We start from the raw sequence: 20503 nt of genomic DNA, 5'->3' as shown, positions 1-20503 counted from the left end.
TGGATAGCCTGGTTGGGGTCAGTTTAGAGCGACAACGGTGTTTCGCAATCGGCTCGGTTCTCTCCGGTGCCAAAGATACGGCCCGCGGCACATAATGTTACGGCTGATGGCACACGAGTTCGTGAAAACCGCGGCAAGCGGCCGGAAGCCGGCTTCCCAGGGATCATTGCCGGGACGCGGAGGATTCTTGTTTCGTGGCGGGAAGTAGTTGCCGTCGTCATTGCGAGGAGCGTTCGCGACGAAGCAATCCATGCTTCCGCACGCAGCACCATGGATTGCTTTGCTTCGCAATGACGGTAGCGCCGTCTAAACCACCACACTCAGCCGCTTCGCCGCGCGCGTGATGCCGGTATACAGCCATCTCGCCCGGCTGTCCTGAAATGCAAAGCTCTCGTCGAACAGCACGACGTCGTCCCATTGCGAGCCCTGCGACTTGTGCACCGTGAGCACGTAGCCGTAGTCGAATTCGTCATAGGGCTTGCGCTGCTCCCACGGGATCGCCTCGATGCCGCCCTGGAAGCAATCATGGCGCACCGAGACCTTGGTGACCTTGTGGCCGAACTCTTCGTCGGGCGACAGCCGCATGCTTAATATCTGTGATTTCGATCGCGGCTGGGTGCGCGACTTGACGCGCCACAGCCCGCCGTTGAACAGGCCCTTCTTGCGGTTGTTGCGCAAGCACACCAGCTTATCGCCGGCGACCGGCAGGGGATCCTCGATGTTCTGCTTCTGCCGTATCCGCATGTTGTAGGCGCGGCGCGTGTTGTTGCGGCCGACCAGCACCTGGTCGGCGCTCATGACGCGGTCGGGATCGAGCTCGCTGCGCGGCACCACTTCACTCTCGCCGTGGCGGCCGATTTCGAGCTCGCGGCCCTCGCGAATGTCCATCGACATCCGCACGATCGGGTCGTCCTGCGCCTGCCGGTGCACCTCCGTCAGCATCGCGTCGGGCTCGCAATCGGTGAAGAAGCCGCCGCCCTGGATCGGCGGCAACTGCGCGGGGTCGCCGAGCACCAATAGCGGACAGTCGAACGACATCAGGTCGCGGCCGAGCTCGGCGTCGACCATCGAACATTCGTCGATCACGATCAGCTTCGCCTTCGAAGCCGGCGCGTCGTCCCACAACTCAAAGCTCGGCTGCTCGACACCGGATTCCTTGGCGCGATAGATCAGCGAATGGATGGTGGAAGCGTTGTCGCAACCCTTGTTGCGCATCACCAGCGCCGCCTTGCCGGTGAAGGCGGCATACTTCACTTCGCCATCGACGCCCTCGGCGATGTGCCGCGCCAGCGTGGTCTTGCCGGTGCCGGCATAGCCGAACAGGCGGAACACTGGCGGCGTGCCGTTGCGGCCCGGCTTGGCCTTCAGCCAATCGGCAACGGCCTTCAGCGCGGAATCCTGATGCGGCGTAAAGGTGGTCATGGGGTCCAGATGGAGAGAAGAGCGGGCGGAAGGCCGCGACTCAACAGACCGTAAAGCTAACCATTCGCGCGTTCCATGCAAGACAACTTCCGTGACGCGGAATTGCCATTTCGCGACCATGGCTAGACTTGCGATTTGCGGAGAATACACTGCCCGAAAACAACAAATGGTCTTGGGAGGCGTCATGAAATTCGGCATCTTTTACGAGCTGCAACTGCCGCGCCCCTGGGACGAGGGCGACGAACTCCGGCTTTACCAGAATGCACTGACGCAGCTCGAGACCGCCGACCGGCTTGGCTATGACCACGCCTGGGTGGTCGAGCATCATTTCCTGGAAGAATACTCGCACTCGCCGGCACCGGAATCCTTTCTCGCCGCTGCCAGCCAGCGCACCAAAAGCATCCGGCTCGGCCACGGGATTTTCCAGCTCACGACAAATCATCCAGCACGCGTCGCCGAGCGGGTCGCAGTGCTCGATCTGCTCAGCAACGGCCGCTGCGAGTTCGGCATGGGCGAGAGTGCCTCCATCACCGAACTGACGCCGTTCGGCCGCGACATGGAGACCAAACGCGAGGTGTTCGAGGAGGCGGTTCAGGCGATCTTCCCGATGTTCACCCAGGTCGGTACCAAGCATCACGGCAAGTATTTCGATATCCCCCTGCGCAATGTGGTGCCTAAGCCCGTGCAGAAGCCGCATCCGCCGCTGTGGATGGCGTGCTCGCAATTGCCAACCATCGAACGCGCTGGCCAGAACGGCTTTGGCGCGCTCGGCTTCCAGTTCGTCAGCGCTGAAGCGGCGCATGCCTGGGTGCATGCCTATTACAATGCGATCACCAAGCGGCTGAAGAAGCTCGCGGAATACGAGATCAACCCGAACATGGCGCTGGTGTCGTTCTTCATGTGCGCCAAAACGGATGAGGTGGCCCGGGCGCGTGCCGATGGCGCCACCTTCTTCCAGTTCGCGCTGCGCTACTACGGCGCCTCGCAGAACCGCCAGCGTCCTGATCCCGGCACCGTCAACATGTGGGACGAGTACAACAAATGGAAGCGTGAAAATCCCGAGGCGCAGGAGGCGGCGCTGCGCGGCGGTCTGATCGGGTCGCCGGAAACCATTCGCAAAAAGCTAAGACGATTCCGCACCTCGCACATCGACCAGGTGATCCTGCTCAATCAGGCGGGCAAGAATACCCATGAGCACATCTGTGAATCGCTCGAACTGTTCGCCAAAGAGGTGATGCCCGAATTCCAGAACGACCCCGAACACGACGCCTGGAAGCAGGGCGTGATGAGCGGCGCGATCCAGCTCGAGGAGATCGACACGGAAGCGTTCAGCGATCGCTACGGCAAGCTGGCGATCAATGTCGCGCCGGCGGCAAAGGTGGCGGCGGGATAGCGGTTGGGCCAGCGCACCGCGATGTGTTAACCTTGCGAAGGCTCAACGTGTGGTGCGGCTGTCTAATGAAGCGATTGGCGACCTGGGTATTTTATGGCATCGGCGCGATCGCGATCGTCTATCTCGCGCTGTACGCTTATGCTGTCTTTACCGGGCGTGACCTGCAGCCCGGCGATCCCATTCACATTTTCCGCAAGCCGGATGCGCCGAGTTATTCCGCTGTCTCAACGTCATTGCGAGCGTAGCGAAGCAATCCATCCTTCGGCGTGACGGATAGATGGATTGCTTCGTCGCTTCGCTCCTCGCAATGACGGCGGAGGGATCAGCTAGCCCGCCGTGACAAAACGCTGGCTATCGCCCGCCCCCGCCGGCGTAATCGGGATGCCGCCGTCGGCATATTCGTTCAGCTTGTTGCGCAGCGTACGGATCGAGATGCCGAGGATGTTGGCGGCATGGGTGCGGTTGCCGAGGCAGTGCTTCAGCGTCTCCAGGATCAGGTCGCGCTCCACGTCCGCGACGGTGCGGCCGACGAGCGCGCGGGTCACCTGTTCGGCGGCAAAGGTGGCGTGGGCCACGGCGGGCGCGGTCTTGGCGAGGTCGAGGCGGTCGCCATCGGGGGTCAGGATGGCCTCAGGCCCAATCTCGTCCCCTTGCGCCATTAGCACCGAACGGTGGATGGTGTTTTCCAGCTCGCGAACGTTGCCCTGCCAGCGGTTTGATGTCAGCACCCGCCGCGCATCGGCGGAAATGGGGCGCAGCGGCACGCCGTTGGCGTCGGCGTATTTCTTGGCGAAATGCTGCGCCAGTTCGAGGATGTCGGCTGGACGGTCCCGCAGCGGCGGGATCTTCAGGTTGACGACGTTGAGGCGGAACAGCAGATCCTCGCGGAAAGTGCCTTCGCGCACGGCGTCTGCGAGATTGCGGTTCGAGGTCGCGATAATGCGGATGTCGACCGGCACCGGCTTGGTGCCGCCGACGCGGTCGATCACGCGTTCCTGGATCGCGCGCAACAGTTTGGATTGCAGCCGTACGTCCATTTCGGAAATTTCGTCGAGCAGCAGCGTGCCGCCAGTGGCTTCCTCGAACTTGCCGATGCGGCGGGCGACCGCGCCGGTGAAGGCGCCCTTCTCGTGGCCGAACAGTTCGGATTCCAAGAGGTGCTCGGGGATCGCCGCGCAGTTGATGCTGATGAACGGCCGCTTGGCGCGGTTGGAGCGGGAATGGACGTAGCGCGCCAGCACTTCCTTGCCGGTTCCGGATTCACCGGTGATCATGACGGAAGCATCCGAGCCCGCGATCTGCTGCGCCAGCTTGATCACCTTGCCCATGGCTTCGTCGCGATAGACCAGATCACGTGAATCATTGGCGACGGCGGCGAGTACGGCGGCAATCAGTTCGGGATCGGGCGGCAGCGGGATGTATTCCTTGGCGCCGGCGTGGATCGCGGCGACCGCGGCGCGGGCATCGTTGGAGATGCCGCAGGCCACGATCGGCACGTGGATATGTTCGGCTTCCAGCCGCATCACCAGGTCGCGGATGTCGAGGCCGACGTCGACCAGCAGCAGGTCGGCACCTTTACCGCCGCGCAGTACCGCCATTGCCTGTTCGATCGCTTCGGCATGGGTCACGGAAGCTCCGTTCGCCATTGCGATCTTGGTGGCGGTCGTGAGCTGGCCCTTCAATGTGCCAACGATGAGAAGCCGCATGTCTGTCTCCTGTCCGTCTGTTCGCGCCTTCCGGGCGCGTATCGCCAAAATTGTTAGTTGCGTTCCGCCTTGATGATTTCCGTCATGGTCACGCCGAGCTTGTCTTCGACCAGCACGACTTCGCCACGCGCCACCAGGCGGTTGTTGACGTAGATGTCGATGGCTTCGCCGACGCGGCGGTCGAGTTCGAGCACGGTGCCGGGTCCGAGTTTCAACAGCTCGCCGACGTCCATCTTGGAGCGGCCGAGCACGGCCGAAACCTGCACAGGCACGTCGAATACGGCCTCAAGGTCGGCCGCGATGCGCGAGGCCTGTTCGTCCTCGTTGTAGGCGAGATCGTCAACCGGCGGCGCGTCGGCGGCGTTGAGATCGGGTAGCGGTACCTGTGCGTCAGTGTCACTCATGGTTCAGTCCTCATGGCCTTCACATTGCGGCCTGATCGCGGGACGCCAGATAGCGCCCGACGAGTTCGCTGATCTTCGCTTCGATGACCGCGCGCTCCAGCACGACGCCGCCGTCGGCCCATTCGATCCGGCAGTCGCCGGTGACGATGCCGGGCTCAGCCAGGATCACCAGCCGGCCCTCGAAGCCGCTTTGGGCTGCTTGCCGCTCGATATTGGCGCGGGCGGTCTCGTAAAGCTGGTCGTTGATGCGGACCACGAGATGCGGTGTGGCGACCAGATGCGAGAAGCAGTCGCTGACCAGCGCCATGATCTCGCCGAGCGGTTCGCGGGCGATCAACTCGGTGCACAGCTTGCGTGCCACCGCCACCGCGACGTCGACGGCCTCGGTTTCCATCCTGGCTTCGATGCCGGAGAAACGCGTGGCGATGCCGCGGATGGCGATGCCGATCTCTTCCAGCGCCAGCGCCGAGCGGCGGTCGCTCTCGACCCTGGCCTCGTGCTGGGCTGCCTCGTAGCCGGCGCGGTAGGCACGAGCCTCGGCCTCCGCGACCTTCTGCGCGATCTCGGCCGCCGTGGCGGCACGCTCGCGCGTCCTGTCGGGCGCTGCGAAGTCGGTGTCGAACAGGAATTTTGCGGGTGCGGCCATCAGTACACCAATTCGTCGTCGGCGCGGTTCTTGGTCAGGGTGATTTCGCCTCTGGCGGCCATGTCCTTGGCGAGGTTGACGAGCAGCGCCTGCGCCTCGTCGACATCGCGCAGCCGCACCGGTCCCATCGCGGCCATGTCGTCCAGCAGCATCTTGCCGGCGCGCGAGGACATGTTGCCGAGGAAGAAGGCGCGCACCTCCTCATTGGCGCTCTTGAGCGCGATGCCGAGCTTGTCCTTGTCGACGTTGCGCATCAGCGTCTGGGCCGAGGCGGAATCGAGCTTGATGAGGTCGTCGAAGGTGAACATCAGCGCCTTGATGCGCTCGGCGGATTCGCGGTTTTCCTCTTCCAGCGAGGTGATGAAGCGCGTCTCGGTCTGGCGGTCGAAATTGTTGAAGATTTCGGCCATCACCTCGTGGGCGTCGCGGCGGCGGGTCTGCGACAGGTTGGACATGAATTCGGTGCGCAGCGTCTGCTCGACGCGCTCGATGACTTCTTTCTGGACGGCTTCCATCTTCAGCATGCGGCCGACCACATCGAGCGCGAGGTCCTCGGGCAGGATCGCCAGCACGCGCGCGGCGTGCTCCGGCTTCAACTTCGACAGCACCACCGCGATCGTCTGCGGGTATTCGTTCTTGAGATAGTTGGCGAGCACCTCTTCCTGCACGTTGGAGAGCTTCTCCCACATGTTGCGGCCGGCGGGGCCGCGAATTTCATCCATGATGCCGCTGACGCGCTCGGAGGGCAGATACTGCTGCAACAGCCGTTCGGTGGCGTCGAAGGTGCCCATCAGGGCGCCGGAGGCCGACATGCGCGAGACGAATTCGAGCAGCAGGTCTTCCACGACATCGGCCTCGACGGTGCCGAGCGTCGACATGTGGATCGACAGTTCGCGCACCTCGTCGTCGTCCAGCAGCGACCACACCTTGCCGCCATATTGCTCGCCCAGCGCCAGCATCAGGATGGCGGCGCGCTTCGGGCCGCTCAACGGCTTGCCCTTGGGCCGGCTGCTCTGACGGCTCGCCAGCGCCGAGATGACGGTGGTGATGTCGTTGGCGTTTGAGGTTTGCGGTACGGCGGCCATGTCAGCTCTCGGCGGGTTCGCTCAGCCATTGGCGAACAATGGAGGCGGTCTCGTTCGGATTACGTTCGGCCAGCTCGCCGACCCTGTGCACTGCCTGGGCATGGACCTGGCCCTGGACCTGCGCGACGTCGATCAATTGGGCGGTGCCGCTGGTGCCGGCGATCAGGGCCTGACCGGGACCGAGTTCAGGGTGTGCGCTGCCGTCGGTCAAGGCGGGTACGGTCTCGGCCGGAGCGGGAACGATTTCGGCAGCCAGGATGCGCTTGACCAACGGGCGGATCACCAGGAACAGCACCACGAGGCCGAGCAGCATCATGACGCCAAGCTCGATGACATACATGACGTCGTCCTTGGTGAATTGCAGCATGCCGAGAAGCCCGCCAGGCTCGACGACCGGTGGCACGGAGGGGGCTTCGGCAAAGCGGAGGTTGACGACCTCGACCTGATCGCCCCGCTTCTGGTCGAAGCCGATCGCCGAGCGCACCAGCGTGGCGATGCGATCGAGCTGCTCCTTGCTGCGGTCCTGATAGACCATTTCGCCTTTTTCGTTCTTGGTGTAGGCGCCGTCGACCAGCACCGCGACCGAGATCCGGTTGACCCGTCCGGCCTCCGTGACCTCGGTCTTGGTGGTGCGGGAAATCTCGTAGTTGTTGGTTTCCTCGCTCTTCTTGCTCTGGTCGCGGGCCGCCGGCGTGGTGGTGTTGGTCTGGTTGCCGGGCAGTTCGTTGTTGACCGTCACCTGACCGTTGTTCTCGGCAGTGAGGGAAGATTCCTCGCGGGTCTGGGTGGAGCGCAGTACGCGGCCCTCGGGATCGAATTTGTCGGAAGTCTGGGTGATCTTGTTGTAGTCGAAGTCGGCGGTGAGCTGGACGCGGGCGCGGCCCTGGCCGACCACCGAGGAGACGATTGCCTCGACCTCGTTGCGCATGCGCTTCTCGAAGGCGGTGCGGCGCTCGTCGCCGACGGCGATCTCGGGATCCTTGCTGGCGCCATCGGCCAGCAACCGGCCGGCTTCGTCGACGATCGACACCCGCTGCGGCTTCAGTCCGTTGACGGCGGAGGCGACGACGTGGCGGATGGCGCGGATCTGCTGGGGTTCCAGGCTGCCGCGTACCCGCACCACGATCGAGGCCGACGGCTCCGGCGCCTCGCGGGCGAACAACGGCCGCTCCGGCAGCACCAGATGAACGCGCGCGGCCTGGATGCGATCGATGGCGCGAATGGTGCGGGCGAGTTCGCCCTCCAGCGCGCGCAGATGGTTGATGTTCTGGACGAAGCTCGTGGTGCCGAGGGCGTCGGACTTGTCGAAGATCTCGTAGCCGACGCCACCGCCCTTGGGCAGGTTGCTTTCGGCCAGCTTCATCCGCAGCCGCGTGACCTTGTCCTTCGGGACCATGATGACCGCACCTTCATTGCGCAGCTCGAAGGGGATCACCTGGCGTTCCAGATCCTTGATGATGCTGGAGGAATCTTCAAAGGAGAGATCGGTGAACAGGGTAGTCATCTGCGGCGTGGTGACGCGCATGATGACGAAGGCGAAGAAGCCGATCAGCGCGGTCGTCACCGCAACCATGGCCATCAGCCGCGCTGCGCCCAGGCCTTTCAGGAAAGCAACGAGACTTTGCACCAACCGCCCCCAGGGATTCGGCCCGAGGGACCGACTGGGCAATTATTGCCTAGGGATGGTTTCCATATGGTTAACGTCAGTTAAAGCCGCCGCGAATAGTTCCGGCATGAAAAAAACCGGCTTCGTAAAACGAAGCCGGTTTTCATCAAATCCTTCGGTTCGGGAGAGTTACTGGCGATATTGCTGGATCCGGGTGGTCCGGAGGCCTGCCAGGCCATGCTGGTCGATGGAAAACTGCCAGGACAAGAATTCGTCGACGGTCAGCGTATATCGGCTGCAGGCTTCCTCAAGGGAGAGCAGGCCGCCACGGACCGCGGCAACGACTTCGGCCTTGCGGCGGATCACCCACCGTTTGGTGCCGGGCGCGGGCAGGTCAGCAATTGTTAACGGACTGCCGTCAGGCCCGATGACGTATTTTACCCTCGGGCGATGGGGTTCTGTCATGGCGTACTCACAAACTCTCAACCACTGAACTCACCATGGTAACCTACGCCCGTCGGCTTAAAATTTGCCTAAGCCTACGGCTTCAATACGAATCTCCTTGAAAATGATGGAAAATACGCCCGCCCGGTTCCCGGAACGCGTTCGTGCGATCTGGGATTGCCGGGCAAAATTGGCGGGACTAGGCCCGCGAGCGGATCAGTTGGGCTAGCTGGAGGTGCTCGGACGGACCACGCGCTTGATTTTGTCGGTGGTGTAGCTCTGGCCGCCGATCGACAGCAGCGGCGGAGAGGCACTGAGATCGACCGAGTCGACCACGCCCTGGACTTCGGTGGAAATCGCGACGTTATTGCCCGAACTGTCCTTGCCCGTGGCAGTCAAGGTGTAAGTGCCGGCCGGCCACTGCACGCCGTCATTGCCCTTGCCGTCCCAGACGAAACTGGAGCCGCCCTTCTTCAGCGTGTAATTGCCGGTATACGCCGTCTGTCCCGTCGAATTGGTGATCGTGATCGTCGCGCTGGTGTCTTTCTCGGAATTGAAATTCCAGGTCGCCGATTTGTCGAACTGCGCCTTGCTGCCGTCGACGGCGACCGTGTTGCCGACATAGACCAGCGCCTGCGTCGCCTGCGCGCTCTTTTCGATCTCCACCAGCGCCTTCAACTGCTCGTTTGACTTGAGCTGCTGCTCGATGCCGGCAAACTGCACGAGCTGCTGGGTGAACTGGTTGGTGTCGAGGGGATCCATCGGATTCTGGTGCTGAAGCTGCGTGGTCAGCAGTGTCAGGAACGTCTGGAAGTTGTCGGCGATCCCTGCCGTTTTAGTCGAAGACGTGTTGTTGCTCGTGGCGCTGCCGGTCCCCGGCGCCGAGACGACCGTTGTCGGCATGGTTACATCGACTGCCATGGCGATCTCCCTTTAAACCCTGATATCGACGCCGCCGCTCGAACCGAGCATGCGACCATAGCTGCGGCCGGCGACCACGGCCGGAACGTTGTCTTCTTCGCTCACCACCAGGCGATGGGCGTTGGGATTGGACTGGTTGCCGTCGTTCTGGCCCTGCGAAGACTGGTCGCGCAGGCTGAACTGCAGGCCGCCGTTGCCGGTCGAGAGGCCAGCGTTGTCGAGTGCGCGCTGCAACTGGTTGGCGTCCTGACGCAGCATAGATAGCGTTTCCGGCCGTTCGACGGTCAGATGCGACGTCACCTGGCCGTGGCGATCGACATCGATGCGGACGTCGATGCGGCCAAGTTCAGCGGGATCGAGCCGGATCTCGAAGCGGGTCTTGCCACTCTTGGCAGAAGCGGCGATTTCCATCGCAAGCCCGCTCACCGGCACCGCGGCGCTTGTGGCTGCCGTGGCGGTGAGTTGGGTAGCGGCAGCCGCCGTCGTGGTGGAAGTGGCCGGTTGCTGCGTCTGAATCGTGCCGGCGGCCTGCAGGCCGTTGCCGGACGTGTTGACCGGCGTCTGGCCGACGAGATCTGGGGCGGCAAAATGCGTGTTGGCGTTGGCGGCCGACGGCACGATGGAATTACCCGAGGCGTCGGCCTTCACGGTCTCAGCGATGCCATTCTCGGACTTAAGCTTGCCTGCGGCTTCGGTCGGCTGCGTGACGGCAGGCACGATGGTATCAGCGGCAGTCGCTGCGGGTGCGATGGCGTCGGAGGTTTCGACCTGCTCGATGACCGTCGTGGCGCCTTTTCGGGCGAGATCCGGGCTCTTGAGCGGCACGGCCGATTTGGTGGCGGCGGGTGTCGCTGCAACTACGGAAGCGGCCTGAGCGATGCCGGTTGTGACCGACGGGTCGGCGGATGTGGCCTGGGCGCTGACGGTCTGGCCGATGCCTTGCGCGTTGGTCTTGGTGCCGTCCCCTTGCGCAGCGTTCGCGGTCGTGGTGGCGGTCGCTTCGGCGCTTTCACCGGCGGGACTGGTTGGCGCGGTCTCGGCGGCGAGCGAAGCGGAGGCTGCAATCGCAGCCGCCGCTATGGCAAGCGGCGCGGTCGCCTTATCGGTCGCGGGCGCGGCGGGGGCCGTCGTCGCCGGCGCTGCGGCAGCAGGGATGGCGACGGCAATCGCGTCGGCCGTCACCACGGCCGTTACATCCTGCGCCTGTTCGGTCTGATCGGTCGCTGGTGAGGCGTCGCCGGGAGAAGCCTGCGTCGCCTCGTCGGACGTCGCCTTCTCGGACTTCGGTGCGTCCGACTTCGATTTGGCGCGACCGGTCTTTGCGGACTTAGTCTCGGCATCGGCGTTGGTGTCGACCTTGCCGTTGTCGCGTGTCTTGTCGTCCCGTGTCGTGTCGTCGCGCACCTTGGCCGCGGCGTCGCGATTATTCGAGTCGTTGCGCGCGGTCTTGTCGGCTTTGTCGGATGCGGCGGCGCTGTCGCGCGAACGGTTGTCGGAAGCTGGTTGCGCGTCGTCGGAGCGGCGCGGGGAGAGCGCTGCGTCCTGCGCGCGGTCGTTGTGGCTCGCGGCCGTGTTGCTGTCGACTAGCGCCGCGAAGCTGTCGTTTCCGGCGGACGGATCGGAATCCGGCCGGGCGGACCTCGCCGCCGCGCTCTGGAAAGATGCATTTGCCGATACTTCTGACGTGACACTAACCACGGGTAACCCTCGCGCTGAGCTCTCGGCTACCATTCAGCAAGGACCGGGCCAGCCGCCGCGGAAAAAAATGTCACGTTATTTCAAGTACTTAAAAAGATGGTGCCCGGATTGCGGAGCGTGACCACGGCCGCCTTTTCTGCCCGGCGGCAAGATTTGCCGTCCTGGACAAGCTCCAAAATGGGGATCGGCTGATTGCTTCACGAGAATACGGCCTATATTAAAGAGCGGCGTCCGATCCGGCCCGGTATGGCCGAATGACGCCGTAAGGCCTTATACATAAAGGCTTTTTAAGAAAGCTTTTTAAACCCTGGCCGCGAACCGCCATGGCGTGTTCGCGATGGAAGTCGATGACCCCTGGCATGCGAAACAGTTTGGATCTCGAAGGCCGTCCGCAGGACACACGGATCGTGGTCGCGATGTCCGGCGGCGTCGATTCCTCGGTGACGGCCGCCTTGCTGAAGTCCGAGGGCTACGACGTGGTCGGGATCACGCTGCAGCTTTACGATCATGGCGCGGCCACCCATCGCAAGGGCGCCTGCTGCGCGGGTCGGGACATCCACGACGCCCGCAACGTGGCGGAGCGGATCGGCATCCCGCATTACGTGCTCGACTATGAAAGCCGCTTCCGCGAATCCGTGATCGACAATTTCGCCGACAGCTACGCGCTCGGCGAAACGCCGGTGCCCTGCATCGAGTGCAACCGCTCGATCAAGTTTCGCGATCTCTTGGCGACCGCGCGTGAACTCGGCGCGCAGGCGCTCGCGACCGGACACTATGTCGCCTCGCGCCGCCTTGCCGACGGATCGCGCGCGCTGGTCTGCGCCGCGGATGCCGATCGCGATCAGAGCTATTTCCTGTTCGCGACCACGCGCGAGCAGCTCGACTATTTGCGCTTTCCGCTCGGCGACATGACCAAGCCGCAGACGCGCGAACTGGCGCGACGCTTCGGCCTCGAAGTCGCCGAAAAGCAGGACAGCCAGGATATCTGCTTCGTGCCGACCGGGCGCTACACCGATATCATCGGCCGCCTCAAGCCCGGCGCGATCGAGCCCGGCGACATCGTCGATCTCGAGGGCCGTACAATCGGCCGCCATCAAGGGATCGTTCATTTCACCGTCGGCCAGCGCAAGGGACTGGGCATTGCAGCCGGCGCGCCGCTCTATGTCGTCAAGCTCGATGCCACCACCCGCCGGGTCGTGGTGGGGCCGCGCGAGGCGTTGCGGATGGATCGCATCCGCCTTCGCGACGTCAACTGGATCGGCGACGGCGCACTCGACCGCGTCATCGGTGACGGCATCGAGATGTTCGTGCGCGTGCGTTCGACGCGCGCGCCGCAGCCGGCTTGGCTGCGTGTGGTCGACGGCGGTTATGAAGTCGAACTCGTTGCCGGCGAAGAGGGCGTTTCGCCCGGCCAGGCCTGTGTGTTCTACGACGCGCCTGCGGGGCAGGCGCGCGTGCTCGGCGGCGGATTCATCAAGAGCGCGACCGCACGCCATCCGGTGGCGAGGGCAGGGGCGCAGGAAAAGGCCGCGCCGCTCGCCGAGGTGATGCGCACTTAAGAGACAAGAATCGGGGCAGAGGGAATGGCTGGGGATATCGACCGCGAGAGGGTCGAAAAGGCTTATGGGCGCTGGGCGCCGGTCTACGATCTAGTTTTCGGCAAGGTGTTCGACGAGGGCCGTCGGTCGACCATCGCTGAAGCCGACAAGATCGGCGGACGCGTTCTCGACGTCGGCGTCGGCACCGGACTGTCGCTGTCTGAATATTCGCGCAACACGAAATTGTGCGGCGTCGATATTTCCGAGCCGATGCTGCGGCGGGCGCTCAAGCGCGTGCGCGAGTTCGGCCTGACCAATGTCGAAGCGCTTGCGGTGATGGACGCCAAGAACCTGGCGTTTCCGGATTCGTTTTTCGACGCGGTGGTGGCGCAATATGTCATCACGGCGGTGCCGGATCCGGAACGCACGCTGGATGATTTCATCCGCGTGCTGAAACCCGGCGGCGAACTCATTCTGGTCAATCACATCGGTGCCGAAACCGGTCCGCGCCGCGCGTTCGAACTGGCGTTCGCGCCACTGGCCCGGCGACTGGGCTGGCGGCCGGAATTTCCGTGGGAACGCCTGACCAACTGGGCCGCCAAACATGGCGGCGTCACCCTGACCGAGCGGCGACCGATGCCGCCGATGGGACACTTTTCGCTGATCCGTTTTCGGAAATCGTGAAGCGCAGGCGGCGCCTTATTGGGGAACCTCCACGCGCGCGGACCGTTCTCCCGGCATGGCAATGCACCGGGCACTTCTTCTTTCATGTGTGTTGATGACGGCTACCAGTATAGCGGGCGCTCAGGCCCCGCCCAGCCCGGCGACGCCGCCTGCCCAGACCGCACCGCCATCGCCTGACCGCGCCGCCAATTGCGCCCCGATGCAGCCGACGCCGCATTCGAGCCCGACGGTTCCGGAAGGCAAGACCCCGGAAGGAACGACCACCGGTCAGCGGTCGGAGCCGCTCGGCGACAAACTTGCCCGCTCCGAGGGCGTATTGTGCCCGCCTCCGGGGATAGATCCCGAAATGCATGCGCCTGCGCCGAACGGCAGCAGGACGCCGGTGATTCCGCCGCCCGGCAGTCCCGGCGGCGACCCGTCAATCCGGCCGAAATAGCACAATTTTGCAGATGCTTGGCCGGACGGCTCGCTTTGCTTGACAGGTCGTCGACCCGCTCCTTATATGCCGCGCGTTCGCGACCGCGGCATTGCCTGCCGCCACCGCGATGCCGTGGCGGGGTAGCTCAGCTGGTTAGAGCACGGGAATCATAATCCTGGGGTCGGGGGTTCGAGTCCCTCCCCCGCTACCAATCGTACGATTTTGCACGCCAGCCCGCGACTTGTTGCAATCCAGTCCGGCAGGTTGATGGTCTGGACATCGCAACTCTCGTCTCGCCGCCGCGCGCCCCATTAGCCCTTCACCAAATCCCCCAGCAGGTTGGCCGTCACGGTCAGCTTGGCGAGCGTCAGTCCGCTGCCAGCAATCTCCTCGACCGAGCGGCGGATACGCGTCGCCTCAGGATGAGCCGCGAACCAGATCTCGGTAGCCTGACGGCCGCATTGGCCGGTTGTCAGCATATCCGCGGCCAATCTTCTTTCGGCTGCTGCGATCTGGTCAACCGCGCGGTCGATGGCGAGACGTTCGAAATGATCGTTTGCCGGAACGCTGCGCGCGGCGACGATGATGGGATGAAGGTGGAAATTGGCCTCGGCAGCGAAGAAGGTCGTGGCGGCGTCGCCGATGGCGCGGGTGGTGCGCTCGGCGACAGTCACGATATCCGGTGCGGAGACCAAGGCGTCGAGATCGGCGAGTTCGTTTGCGAGGTCGGTGGGGACGCCGGCATCGACCAGGTCCCGTCGCCGCTTGCTGCGGCCAGCCTGCAAGTCCTGCGGCAGGGCGTTGTCGAGCCCGGCGGCGATCTCGCGGATCCTCGGGCCGAAGCGCGAGATCACCGCGTGCAGACCGGTTTTGAAATCAACGTTACGCACGTACCAGACCATGCGGGAGAGCAGGAGATCCTGAATAGCCGCGTAGAGGCCGAGTTGCACTTGACCGTTGATCTTGGTGTCGAGCGCATCAATCGCGTTATTCAGCCGCTCGAGACCGTAAGATTCTTCCACCGCCACGAAAGCCATGGCGATGGTGGATACGTCGGCATCCGTCTCATCGATTAGGCGCCCGATGCAGGTCGGGCCGCCGCGATTGATCACGGCATTGGCAATATTGGTGGAGATGATCTCCCGCCGCAGACGATGGTGTTTCATGGAATCGGGGAATTTGTCTCGAATCTCGTACGGGAAATATTTTGACAATTCGCCGGTGAGATAAGGGTCGTCCGGCACGCTCGTGACGAGCAGATCATCGTAAAGGGTGAGCTTGGCGTAGGCGAGCAGCACGGCGAGTTCCGGCCGCGTGAAGGGCTGGCCGCGCTGCGTGCGCGCGGCGATTGCGACATCGTCCGGCAGGAACTCAACGGCGCGGTCGAGCAGACCCCGCCGCTCGAGCGATTGCATCAGGCGGGCAAGAAAGCCATTGTCGGCCACGCCCTTGCGTTCGGCCAACGACAACGTGAGCGATTGAAGATAGTTATTGCGAAGCACGAGCGTGCCGACCTCGTCGGTCATCGCGGCAAGCAGGCTGTTGCGGTCACTCGGACTGAGATGTCCGTCGCGTTCGGGGCGTGCCAGCGCAATCTTGATATTGACCTCGACGTCAGAAGTGTTCACTCCGGCCGAATTGTCGATGGCGTCGGTGTTGAGCTTGACGCCTCTCTGCGCCGCTTCGATGCGGCCGCGCTGGGTCAAGCCGAGATTGGCACCTTCGCCGATCACTCGGGCGCGGATATCAGAGCCGGTAACACGGATCGGATCATTGGCCCGATCGCCCGCCTGATCGTCGCTTTCCGTAGACGCGCGGACATAGGTGCCGATGCCGCCAAACCAGAGCAGGTCAACGCGTGCCTTCAGAATCGCCGTCATCACCTCGAAAGGCGTGGCCTCTGGCTTGTCGAGATCCAGCAGGGCGCGCACTTCCGGCGCGAGCGGAATTGCCTTGAGCGAACGCGAGAACACGCCGCCGCCCTGCGAGATCAGCGATTTGTTGTAGTCCTGCCAGCTCGACCGCGGCATGTTGAACAAGCGCAGGCGCTCGGCGTGGCTGATAGCAGGGTCGGGCGAGGGATCGATGAAGATGTCCCGGTGGTCGAAGGCCGCCACCAGCCTTGTCGCCGGCGAAAGCAGCATGCCATTTCCGAAGACGTCTCCGGACATGTCGCCCACACCGGCAACCGTGAAGGGCACGGTTTGGATATCGGTGTCGAGTTCGCGGAAATGACGCTTGACGGCTTCCCACGCACCGCGCGCGGTGATGCCCATTTTCTTATGGTCATAACCCTGGCTGCCGCCGGAGGCGAAAGCGTCGCCGAGCCAATGGCCCTTCTCGACTGAGATCGCGTTGGCGGTGTCGGAGAAAGTCGCCGTGCCCTTGTCGGCCGCGACGACGAGATACGGATCATCCTCGTCGTGCCGCACGGTGTCGTCGGGCGGCACGATCGCATCCCCATCGAGATTGTCGGTAAGTTCGAGCAGCGAGCGAACGAAGATGCGATAGGCTTCGGTGCCTTCCGCCATCCAGGCCTCACGATTGGAGGGCGGCGGCAGGCGCTTGGGCACGAAGCCGCCCTTGGCGCCGACCGGCACGATGACGGCGTTCTTGACCTGCTGTGCCTTGACAAGGCCGAGGATCTCGGTGCGGAAATCCTGCGGCCGGTCGGACCAGCGCAGGCCGCCGCGCGCGACCTTGCCGAAACGTAGATGGATACCTTCGACACGCGGCGAATAGACAAAGATCTCGTAGAGCGGTCGCGGAGCCGGCAGGTCATCGATTTTGCGGGCGTCGAACTTGAAGGAAATCACTGGACGGGGATGTCCGTCCTGGCCAATTTGCCACAGGTTGGTGCGCACGGTCGCCTGCACCAGATTGGTGAAGCGGCGCAGGATGCGGTCTTCGTCTAACAAGGCGACGGATTTGAGCTGCTCCTCAATCTCGGCGAGGAGAGCCGTCTCGCGCGCCGAGCGCTCGGCCTTGGTGGCGGCGAGGCGCGGGTCGAAGCGAGCCTGGAACAGCGCGACGATGCTGGCGGTGATTGCGGTGTTCTTGAGCAATGTCCCCCACATATAGTCCTGGCTGAACGGAGCGCGGATCTGGTGCAGGTAGCGGGAGAGGGCGCGGATGGCCGAAATTTCGCGCCAGCTCAAGCTCGTGCGCAGGATGAGGGCGTTGTATCCGTCGGATTCGGCGCGATCGCCCACCACCGCCATGATCGAGGCTTCCAGGCGACGGGCGAATTCCTCGGTAACAACGAGCGGCTTGCCGTCATTGGCCTCGATCGTCATGTCGTGTAGCCAAACCGGTGCGGGTGCAGGCGTGGCGCTGGGCGTAATCTGGTAGGTGCGCTCGTTGACGACGCGCAGGCCGTGATTTTCGATTACCGGGACGCGATAGGATAGTGATAGCGGCGTGCCGCGCGAAAAGACCTTAAGGCCGAAACGCGTCGGATCATCGCCGTCGATTCGGTAGACCGAAAGCGCCACGGGACGAGCGGCGCTGAGCTTTTCGATGGTGGCGATGTCAGTGATGGCCTGTGAGGCGTCGAAGATCTCCGTATAGCCGCCGGTAAAGGCCCGGGCATAACGGTTGGCGAGCAGGCGAGCCCGCATGCCGTCAGTGGTGGTCGCAAGCGCGGCTTTCAGCTTGTCGCCCCATGTTGCGATGATTGCGCTGATCCCGCCTTCAAGCGTTGCGCGCTCGACGACGGGCGTTTTGCCTTCATAGCGCCCGATGATGTAGTGGACGCGCGCAAGCGGACCTTCGGGGAAGGACACGTAGGAGGCTGCCAAGGTCCCCTTATATACCTGGGCCAGGAAGGCGGCGACACGCGTCCGTACGTCGGTGTCATACTTCTCGCGCGGAATGAATACGAGGATGGAGACGAAGCGGTCAAATTTGTCAGCTCGTGCCAACGCCCGCAAGCGAGGGCGCTCATAAAGCATCAGGACTTCCATGACGAAATTATAGAGCGTCTCGACATCGACCTGGACGATCTCGTCGCGCGGATATTCTTCGAGGATATGCAGCAGTGCCTTGCCGGAATGGCTGTTGGGGTCGAAGCCGGCGCGCTGGAGCACCTGCGCCACCTTGTGGCGGACGTAGGGGATTTGTCGCACCGAACGAGTATAGGCGCCCGAGGTGAACAGACCGACGAGGCGCAGTTCGCCGTCGAGCCGGCCGTCCGGCGTGTACAGTTTGATGCCTATGTAGTCCATCCGGACGCGGCGATGGACGCGGCTGCTGACATTGGCCTTGACAACGATGAGGAGGGTCGGCTCGCGCATAAACTCGCGGATTTCCTGTGTCATCACCACCATTTCGGTGCCGCGGCGCAGCACCCTCACATCAGGATCGCGCAGGATGCCGAGACCTTCGCCGCTGCTGATCTCGTCCGACGCAGCGCTGTCGGGCGAGAAGCGATATTCGCGCAGGCCCAGGAAGGTGAAATTGTCGGCGCACAGCCATTGCAGGAACTGGTTGGCTTCGGCGACCTCGTCGATCGGCAGCGGCGGCGGATTGGAGCTCAAGGTCTTGATCGCCCCTTCGACGCGGGCGCGCATGGCTCGCCAGTCGGTCACGCAAGCGCGCACGTCGTTCAGCGTCTTGGTGAGGCCGTCGATCAATTTCTGCCGGTCGTCAGCGGCGTCGAGACGGGCGATATGCAGATGGATTAGGCTTTCGCGCTCGCCCTTTGACCCTTCGGGCAGTGTTTCGCCATAGAAACGCAGCAGCTTGCCGTACGCGTCGCGCTCGACGGCTATGATCGGATGGGCGACCAGCGTGACTTCGATGCCCTGCTCGGCGAGTTCCGCCATGGTCGAATCGAAGAGGAAGGGCATGTTGTCGTTGAGAACTTCGAGCACGGAAATCTCGCGCCCGTCCGGCATCATTGGATTGATAACGCGGATATCGGCACGGCCTGCCGCGCGTTGCTGCACATGCTCCCAAGCCTGTTCCGCCAGGAAGGCGAGGGACGCGGCATCGTAGCTGGTGAGATCCTCGCTATTGGTGTGGCCGAATAGAAGCTCGGCAAAAGTCCGGGGGGTCTTGCCCGGCTGGACGCTTCCCGCTGCATCGCGGATCAGGGTTGCCCTGACCCTGTCGTCACGCCAGGACGCCATAACATCCTCCATTTTCCGCGCCATCCGACCGCAGGCGCGATCGTCCGCTTGACTTTGGAGTGCATCTCTTCGAGGGCCATTGTCTCGACCGCGATTGATCGCGTAAGCGAGATCCGCGGTCTCGGAGCTACAATAGCTCCTGAAGACAATACCATCCTAGAGCGGCCTCCGCCAGCTATTGCGGTGCCATCCCAGTTCTACAATGCCGGTGGAGAAGCTCGCCGTGTGCGGTGCGTTCCACATCCCGATCTGCTCGGTCGCTTCCATGAGTCGGAAGATTGAAGAAGATATCGGAGGCCCGGCGAGTGTGGGGAAAGGCGGTAGCGCTCCCCCGCTACCAATCCTGCGATTTCCTACGCCAAACTGCGATTTTTCTCGATGTTGTACTCCGGCAGGAGCTTAGCCAGTTTCGGCAGCAGGATCGCGTCCGCGGCATATTCTGTCGCGGTGATCCGGATCGTGCCTGCCGGATTCTCCCGAAGTTCTCCGATCGCCGCAAGCTCGGCCTCGATCTCCTCGAGCGGGGAGCTGCGGTCCGAAGCAGGCGCTCGCTGGCCTCCGTTGGCGCGACGCTTCGCGTGGTGCGGGTCAGCAGCCGCACGCCCAGACGCGCCTCGAGTTTGCCGATGGTATAGCTCAGGGCCGACTGCGAACGTCGAGCTTGGCCGCCGCGCCTGTGAAACTGCGCTCCCGGGCAACCGCCACAAAGGCCAAAAGGTCATCCAGTTTGCCGTTCGGCATTTATCGATCTCGTTTATAAGTTCATGCCGATTATAGCGGCTAGTCGCTGATGATGCGCGCTCTAAATCAGCGGTGACGGCGGGCATCCGGAAAAAGCGGTGCCGCTAAAGACAATCAGGTCCCGAGACCGCTCCGGGGAGCACCCTGAGCCCCGAGCGTCTTTCACCTGATAGGGCTCTCGATCGGACTGCGGTGCGACGGCCGGCGCTTGCCGTCGTGAAGCCGAAAAGCAGGGAGGCTGCCGAATGCTGAATCGACTCTCGATCGCTATCGTTATCACAATCGGATTCGTCGGAGCTGCAATGGCACAAGAGCGCATTCTGATTTCCTCCGATTGGGGCGAGGTCAGTGCCGAGTTGGTCGACAACGACGCGACCCGATCGCTGGTCCGGATGTTGCCGCTCACCATCGAAATGCGCGATCACCTGCGCCAGGAAAAGACCGGAAATCTGCCGTCGCCCTTGCCGGCGGTCGAGCGGCAACTTGATTTCTCGACCGGTACACTGGGCCTCTGGAGCTCCAATCACTTGGTGATCTACTACCGCAACGGCCGTGTCCCTCAGCCCGGGATCATCATGCTTGGCCAAGTGACCGGTGACGTTTCGATTTTTGATCGGCCGGGACCGGTCACCGTCCGAGTTGAACGCATCAAATGAAGCGTGGCG

General features: G+C 63.2%; 16 protein-coding genes, 1 tRNA gene and 1 pseudogene. 7 read left to right on the top strand and 11 right to left on the bottom strand.

The window, feature by feature from the left end; all coding sequences use genetic code 11:
- Window positions 1-306: 306 nt before the first annotated feature.
- Window positions 307-1422: an ATP-dependent RecD-like DNA helicase gene (locus tag RX328_RS37150; RefSeq protein ID WP_213249262.1), complete on the bottom strand. Its 1116-nt coding sequence runs from the start codon at window positions 1420-1422 to the stop codon at window positions 307-309.
- A gap of 184 nt (window positions 1423-1606) precedes the next feature.
- On the opposite strand from RX328_RS37150, the gene RX328_RS37145 reads away from it, so the two are divergent.
- A complete protein-coding gene (locus RX328_RS37145) occupies window positions 1607-2815 on the top strand; it encodes an LLM class flavin-dependent oxidoreductase (protein ID WP_213249260.1) in 1209 nt (402 codons plus the stop codon).
- A gap of 65 nt (window positions 2816-2880) precedes the next feature.
- On the top strand, window positions 2881-3060 hold the full coding sequence (locus tag RX328_RS37140) for a hypothetical protein (RefSeq protein ID WP_213249258.1): 180 nt from the start codon (window positions 2881-2883) through the stop codon (window positions 3058-3060).
- Between the two features lie 81 nt (window positions 3061-3141).
- Here RX328_RS37140 and RX328_RS37135 read toward each other — a convergent pair whose 3' ends face one another.
- The 8 genes from RX328_RS37135 to RX328_RS37100 form a co-directional block, all read right to left on the bottom strand.
- Window positions 3142-4521: a sigma-54 interaction domain-containing protein gene (locus RX328_RS37135; RefSeq protein ID WP_213249256.1), complete on the bottom strand. Its 1380-nt coding sequence runs from the start codon at window positions 4519-4521 to the stop codon at window positions 3142-3144.
- A 53-nt stretch (window positions 4522-4574) separates the two neighbouring features.
- Window positions 4575-4925: a flagellar motor switch protein FliN gene (fliN, locus tag RX328_RS37130; RefSeq protein ID WP_057847186.1), complete on the bottom strand. Its 351-nt coding sequence runs from the start codon at window positions 4923-4925 to the stop codon at window positions 4575-4577.
- Between the two features lie 19 nt (window positions 4926-4944).
- Window positions 4945-5571, bottom strand: coding sequence for a FliH/SctL family protein (locus RX328_RS37125; protein WP_213249254.1), 627 nt, complete (start codon window positions 5569-5571; stop codon window positions 4945-4947).
- The gene (gene fliG, locus RX328_RS37120; protein ID WP_213249252.1) at window positions 5571-6656 is read right to left on the bottom strand and encodes a flagellar motor switch protein FliG; all 1086 of its coding nucleotides are present in this window, start codon (window positions 6654-6656) and stop codon (window positions 5571-5573) included. The genes RX328_RS37125 and fliG overlap by 1 nt, the downstream gene beginning before the upstream one ends.
- A gap of 1 nt (window position 6657) precedes the next feature.
- The gene (gene fliF / locus RX328_RS37115) at window positions 6658-8283 is read right to left on the bottom strand and encodes a flagellar basal-body MS-ring/collar protein FliF (protein WP_213249250.1); all 1626 of its coding nucleotides are present in this window, start codon (window positions 8281-8283) and stop codon (window positions 6658-6660) included.
- 168 nt (window positions 8284-8451) lie between these two features.
- Window positions 8452-8727: a DUF1153 domain-containing protein gene (locus tag RX328_RS37110; protein ID WP_002714638.1), complete on the bottom strand. Its 276-nt coding sequence runs from the start codon at window positions 8725-8727 to the stop codon at window positions 8452-8454.
- A gap of 204 nt (window positions 8728-8931) precedes the next feature.
- The gene (locus RX328_RS37105; RefSeq protein ID WP_213249249.1) at window positions 8932-9627 is read right to left on the bottom strand and encodes a flagellar hook assembly protein FlgD; all 696 of its coding nucleotides are present in this window, start codon (window positions 9625-9627) and stop codon (window positions 8932-8934) included.
- 12 nt (window positions 9628-9639) lie between these two features.
- Complete coding sequence (locus RX328_RS37100) at window positions 9640-11325, bottom strand: flagellar hook-length control protein FliK (RefSeq protein WP_213249247.1); 1686 nt, start codon at window positions 11323-11325, stop codon at window positions 9640-9642.
- A 359-nt stretch (window positions 11326-11684) separates the two neighbouring features.
- Between RX328_RS37100 and mnmA the strand changes: the two genes are divergently transcribed.
- From mnmA to RX328_RS37080, 4 genes are all read left to right on the top strand, one after another.
- Window positions 11685-12884: a tRNA 2-thiouridine(34) synthase MnmA gene (gene mnmA / locus RX328_RS37095; RefSeq protein ID WP_213249245.1), complete on the top strand. Its 1200-nt coding sequence runs from the start codon at window positions 11685-11687 to the stop codon at window positions 12882-12884.
- 24 nt (window positions 12885-12908) lie between these two features.
- A complete protein-coding gene (locus tag RX328_RS37090) occupies window positions 12909-13547 on the top strand; it encodes a class I SAM-dependent methyltransferase (RefSeq protein ID WP_213249243.1) in 639 nt (212 codons plus the stop codon).
- A 55-nt stretch (window positions 13548-13602) separates the two neighbouring features.
- Window positions 13603-13983 (top strand): hypothetical protein, encoded by a 381-nt coding sequence (locus tag RX328_RS37085; RefSeq protein ID WP_213249241.1) that lies wholly within the window; start codon window positions 13603-13605, stop codon window positions 13981-13983.
- A gap of 116 nt (window positions 13984-14099) precedes the next feature.
- Window positions 14100-14176 (top strand) — tRNA-Met (locus RX328_RS37080).
- Between the two features lie 100 nt (window positions 14177-14276).
- On the opposite strand, the gene RX328_RS37075 is transcribed toward RX328_RS37080, so the two are convergent.
- Together RX328_RS37075 and RX328_RS37070 are read right to left on the bottom strand one after the other, a co-directional pair.
- Entirely contained in the window at window positions 14277-19109 is a 4833-nt protein-coding gene (locus tag RX328_RS37075; protein WP_213249239.1) for an NAD-glutamate dehydrogenase, read from the bottom strand.
- Between the two features lie 371 nt (window positions 19110-19480).
- Window positions 19481-19838: pseudogene (locus tag RX328_RS37070) on the bottom strand (LysR family transcriptional regulator); the annotation flags it as partial.
- A 245-nt stretch (window positions 19839-20083) separates the two neighbouring features.
- Here RX328_RS37070 and RX328_RS37065 point away from each other — a divergent pair.
- Window positions 20084-20494: a cyclophilin-like fold protein gene (locus RX328_RS37065; protein WP_213249237.1), complete on the top strand. Its 411-nt coding sequence runs from the start codon at window positions 20084-20086 to the stop codon at window positions 20492-20494.
- Window positions 20495-20503: the final 9 nt, after the last annotated feature.

Origin of the sequence: Bradyrhizobium sp. sBnM-33 (genome assembly GCF_032917945.1) — a bacterium.
Classification (GTDB): Bacteria; Pseudomonadota; Alphaproteobacteria; order Rhizobiales; family Xanthobacteraceae; genus Bradyrhizobium.
This window is presented reverse-complemented; position numbering and strand designations above follow the sequence as displayed.

Bases quoted from the DNA above. Each gene is read 5' to 3' on its own strand.
- RX328_RS37150 (WP_213249262.1), bottom strand. From the start codon at position 1,422: ATGACCACCTTTACGCCGCATCAGGATTCCGCGCTGAAGGCCGTTGCC.
- RX328_RS37145 (WP_213249260.1), top strand. From the start codon at position 1,607: ATGAAATTCGGCATCTTTTACGAGCTGCAACTGCCGCGCCCCTGGGAC.
- RX328_RS37140 (WP_213249258.1), top strand. From the start codon at position 2,881: ATGAAGCGATTGGCGACCTGGGTATTTTATGGCATCGGCGCGATCGCG.
- RX328_RS37135 (WP_213249256.1), bottom strand. From the start codon at position 4,521: ATGCGGCTTCTCATCGTTGGCACATTGAAGGGCCAGCTCACGACCGCC.
- fliN (WP_057847186.1), bottom strand. From the start codon at position 4,925: ATGAGTGACACTGACGCACAGGTACCGCTACCCGATCTCAACGCCGCC.
- RX328_RS37125 (WP_213249254.1), bottom strand. From the start codon at position 5,571: ATGGCCGCACCCGCAAAATTCCTGTTCGACACCGACTTCGCAGCGCCC.
- fliG (WP_213249252.1), bottom strand. From the start codon at position 6,656: ATGGCCGCCGTACCGCAAACCTCAAACGCCAACGACATCACCACCGTC.
- RX328_RS37110 (WP_002714638.1), bottom strand. From the start codon at position 8,727: ATGACAGAACCCCATCGCCCGAGGGTAAAATACGTCATCGGGCCTGAC.
- RX328_RS37105 (WP_213249249.1), bottom strand. From the start codon at position 9,627: ATGGCAGTCGATGTAACCATGCCGACAACGGTCGTCTCGGCGCCGGGG.
- mnmA (WP_213249245.1), top strand. From the start codon at position 11,685: ATGCGAAACAGTTTGGATCTCGAAGGCCGTCCGCAGGACACACGGATC.
- RX328_RS37090 (WP_213249243.1), top strand. From the start codon at position 12,909: ATGGCTGGGGATATCGACCGCGAGAGGGTCGAAAAGGCTTATGGGCGC.
- RX328_RS37085 (WP_213249241.1), top strand. From the start codon at position 13,603: ATGGCAATGCACCGGGCACTTCTTCTTTCATGTGTGTTGATGACGGCT.
- RX328_RS37075 (WP_213249239.1), bottom strand. From the start codon at position 19,109: ATGGAGGATGTTATGGCGTCCTGGCGTGACGACAGGGTCAGGGCAACC.
- RX328_RS37065 (WP_213249237.1), top strand. From the start codon at position 20,084: ATGCTGAATCGACTCTCGATCGCTATCGTTATCACAATCGGATTCGTC.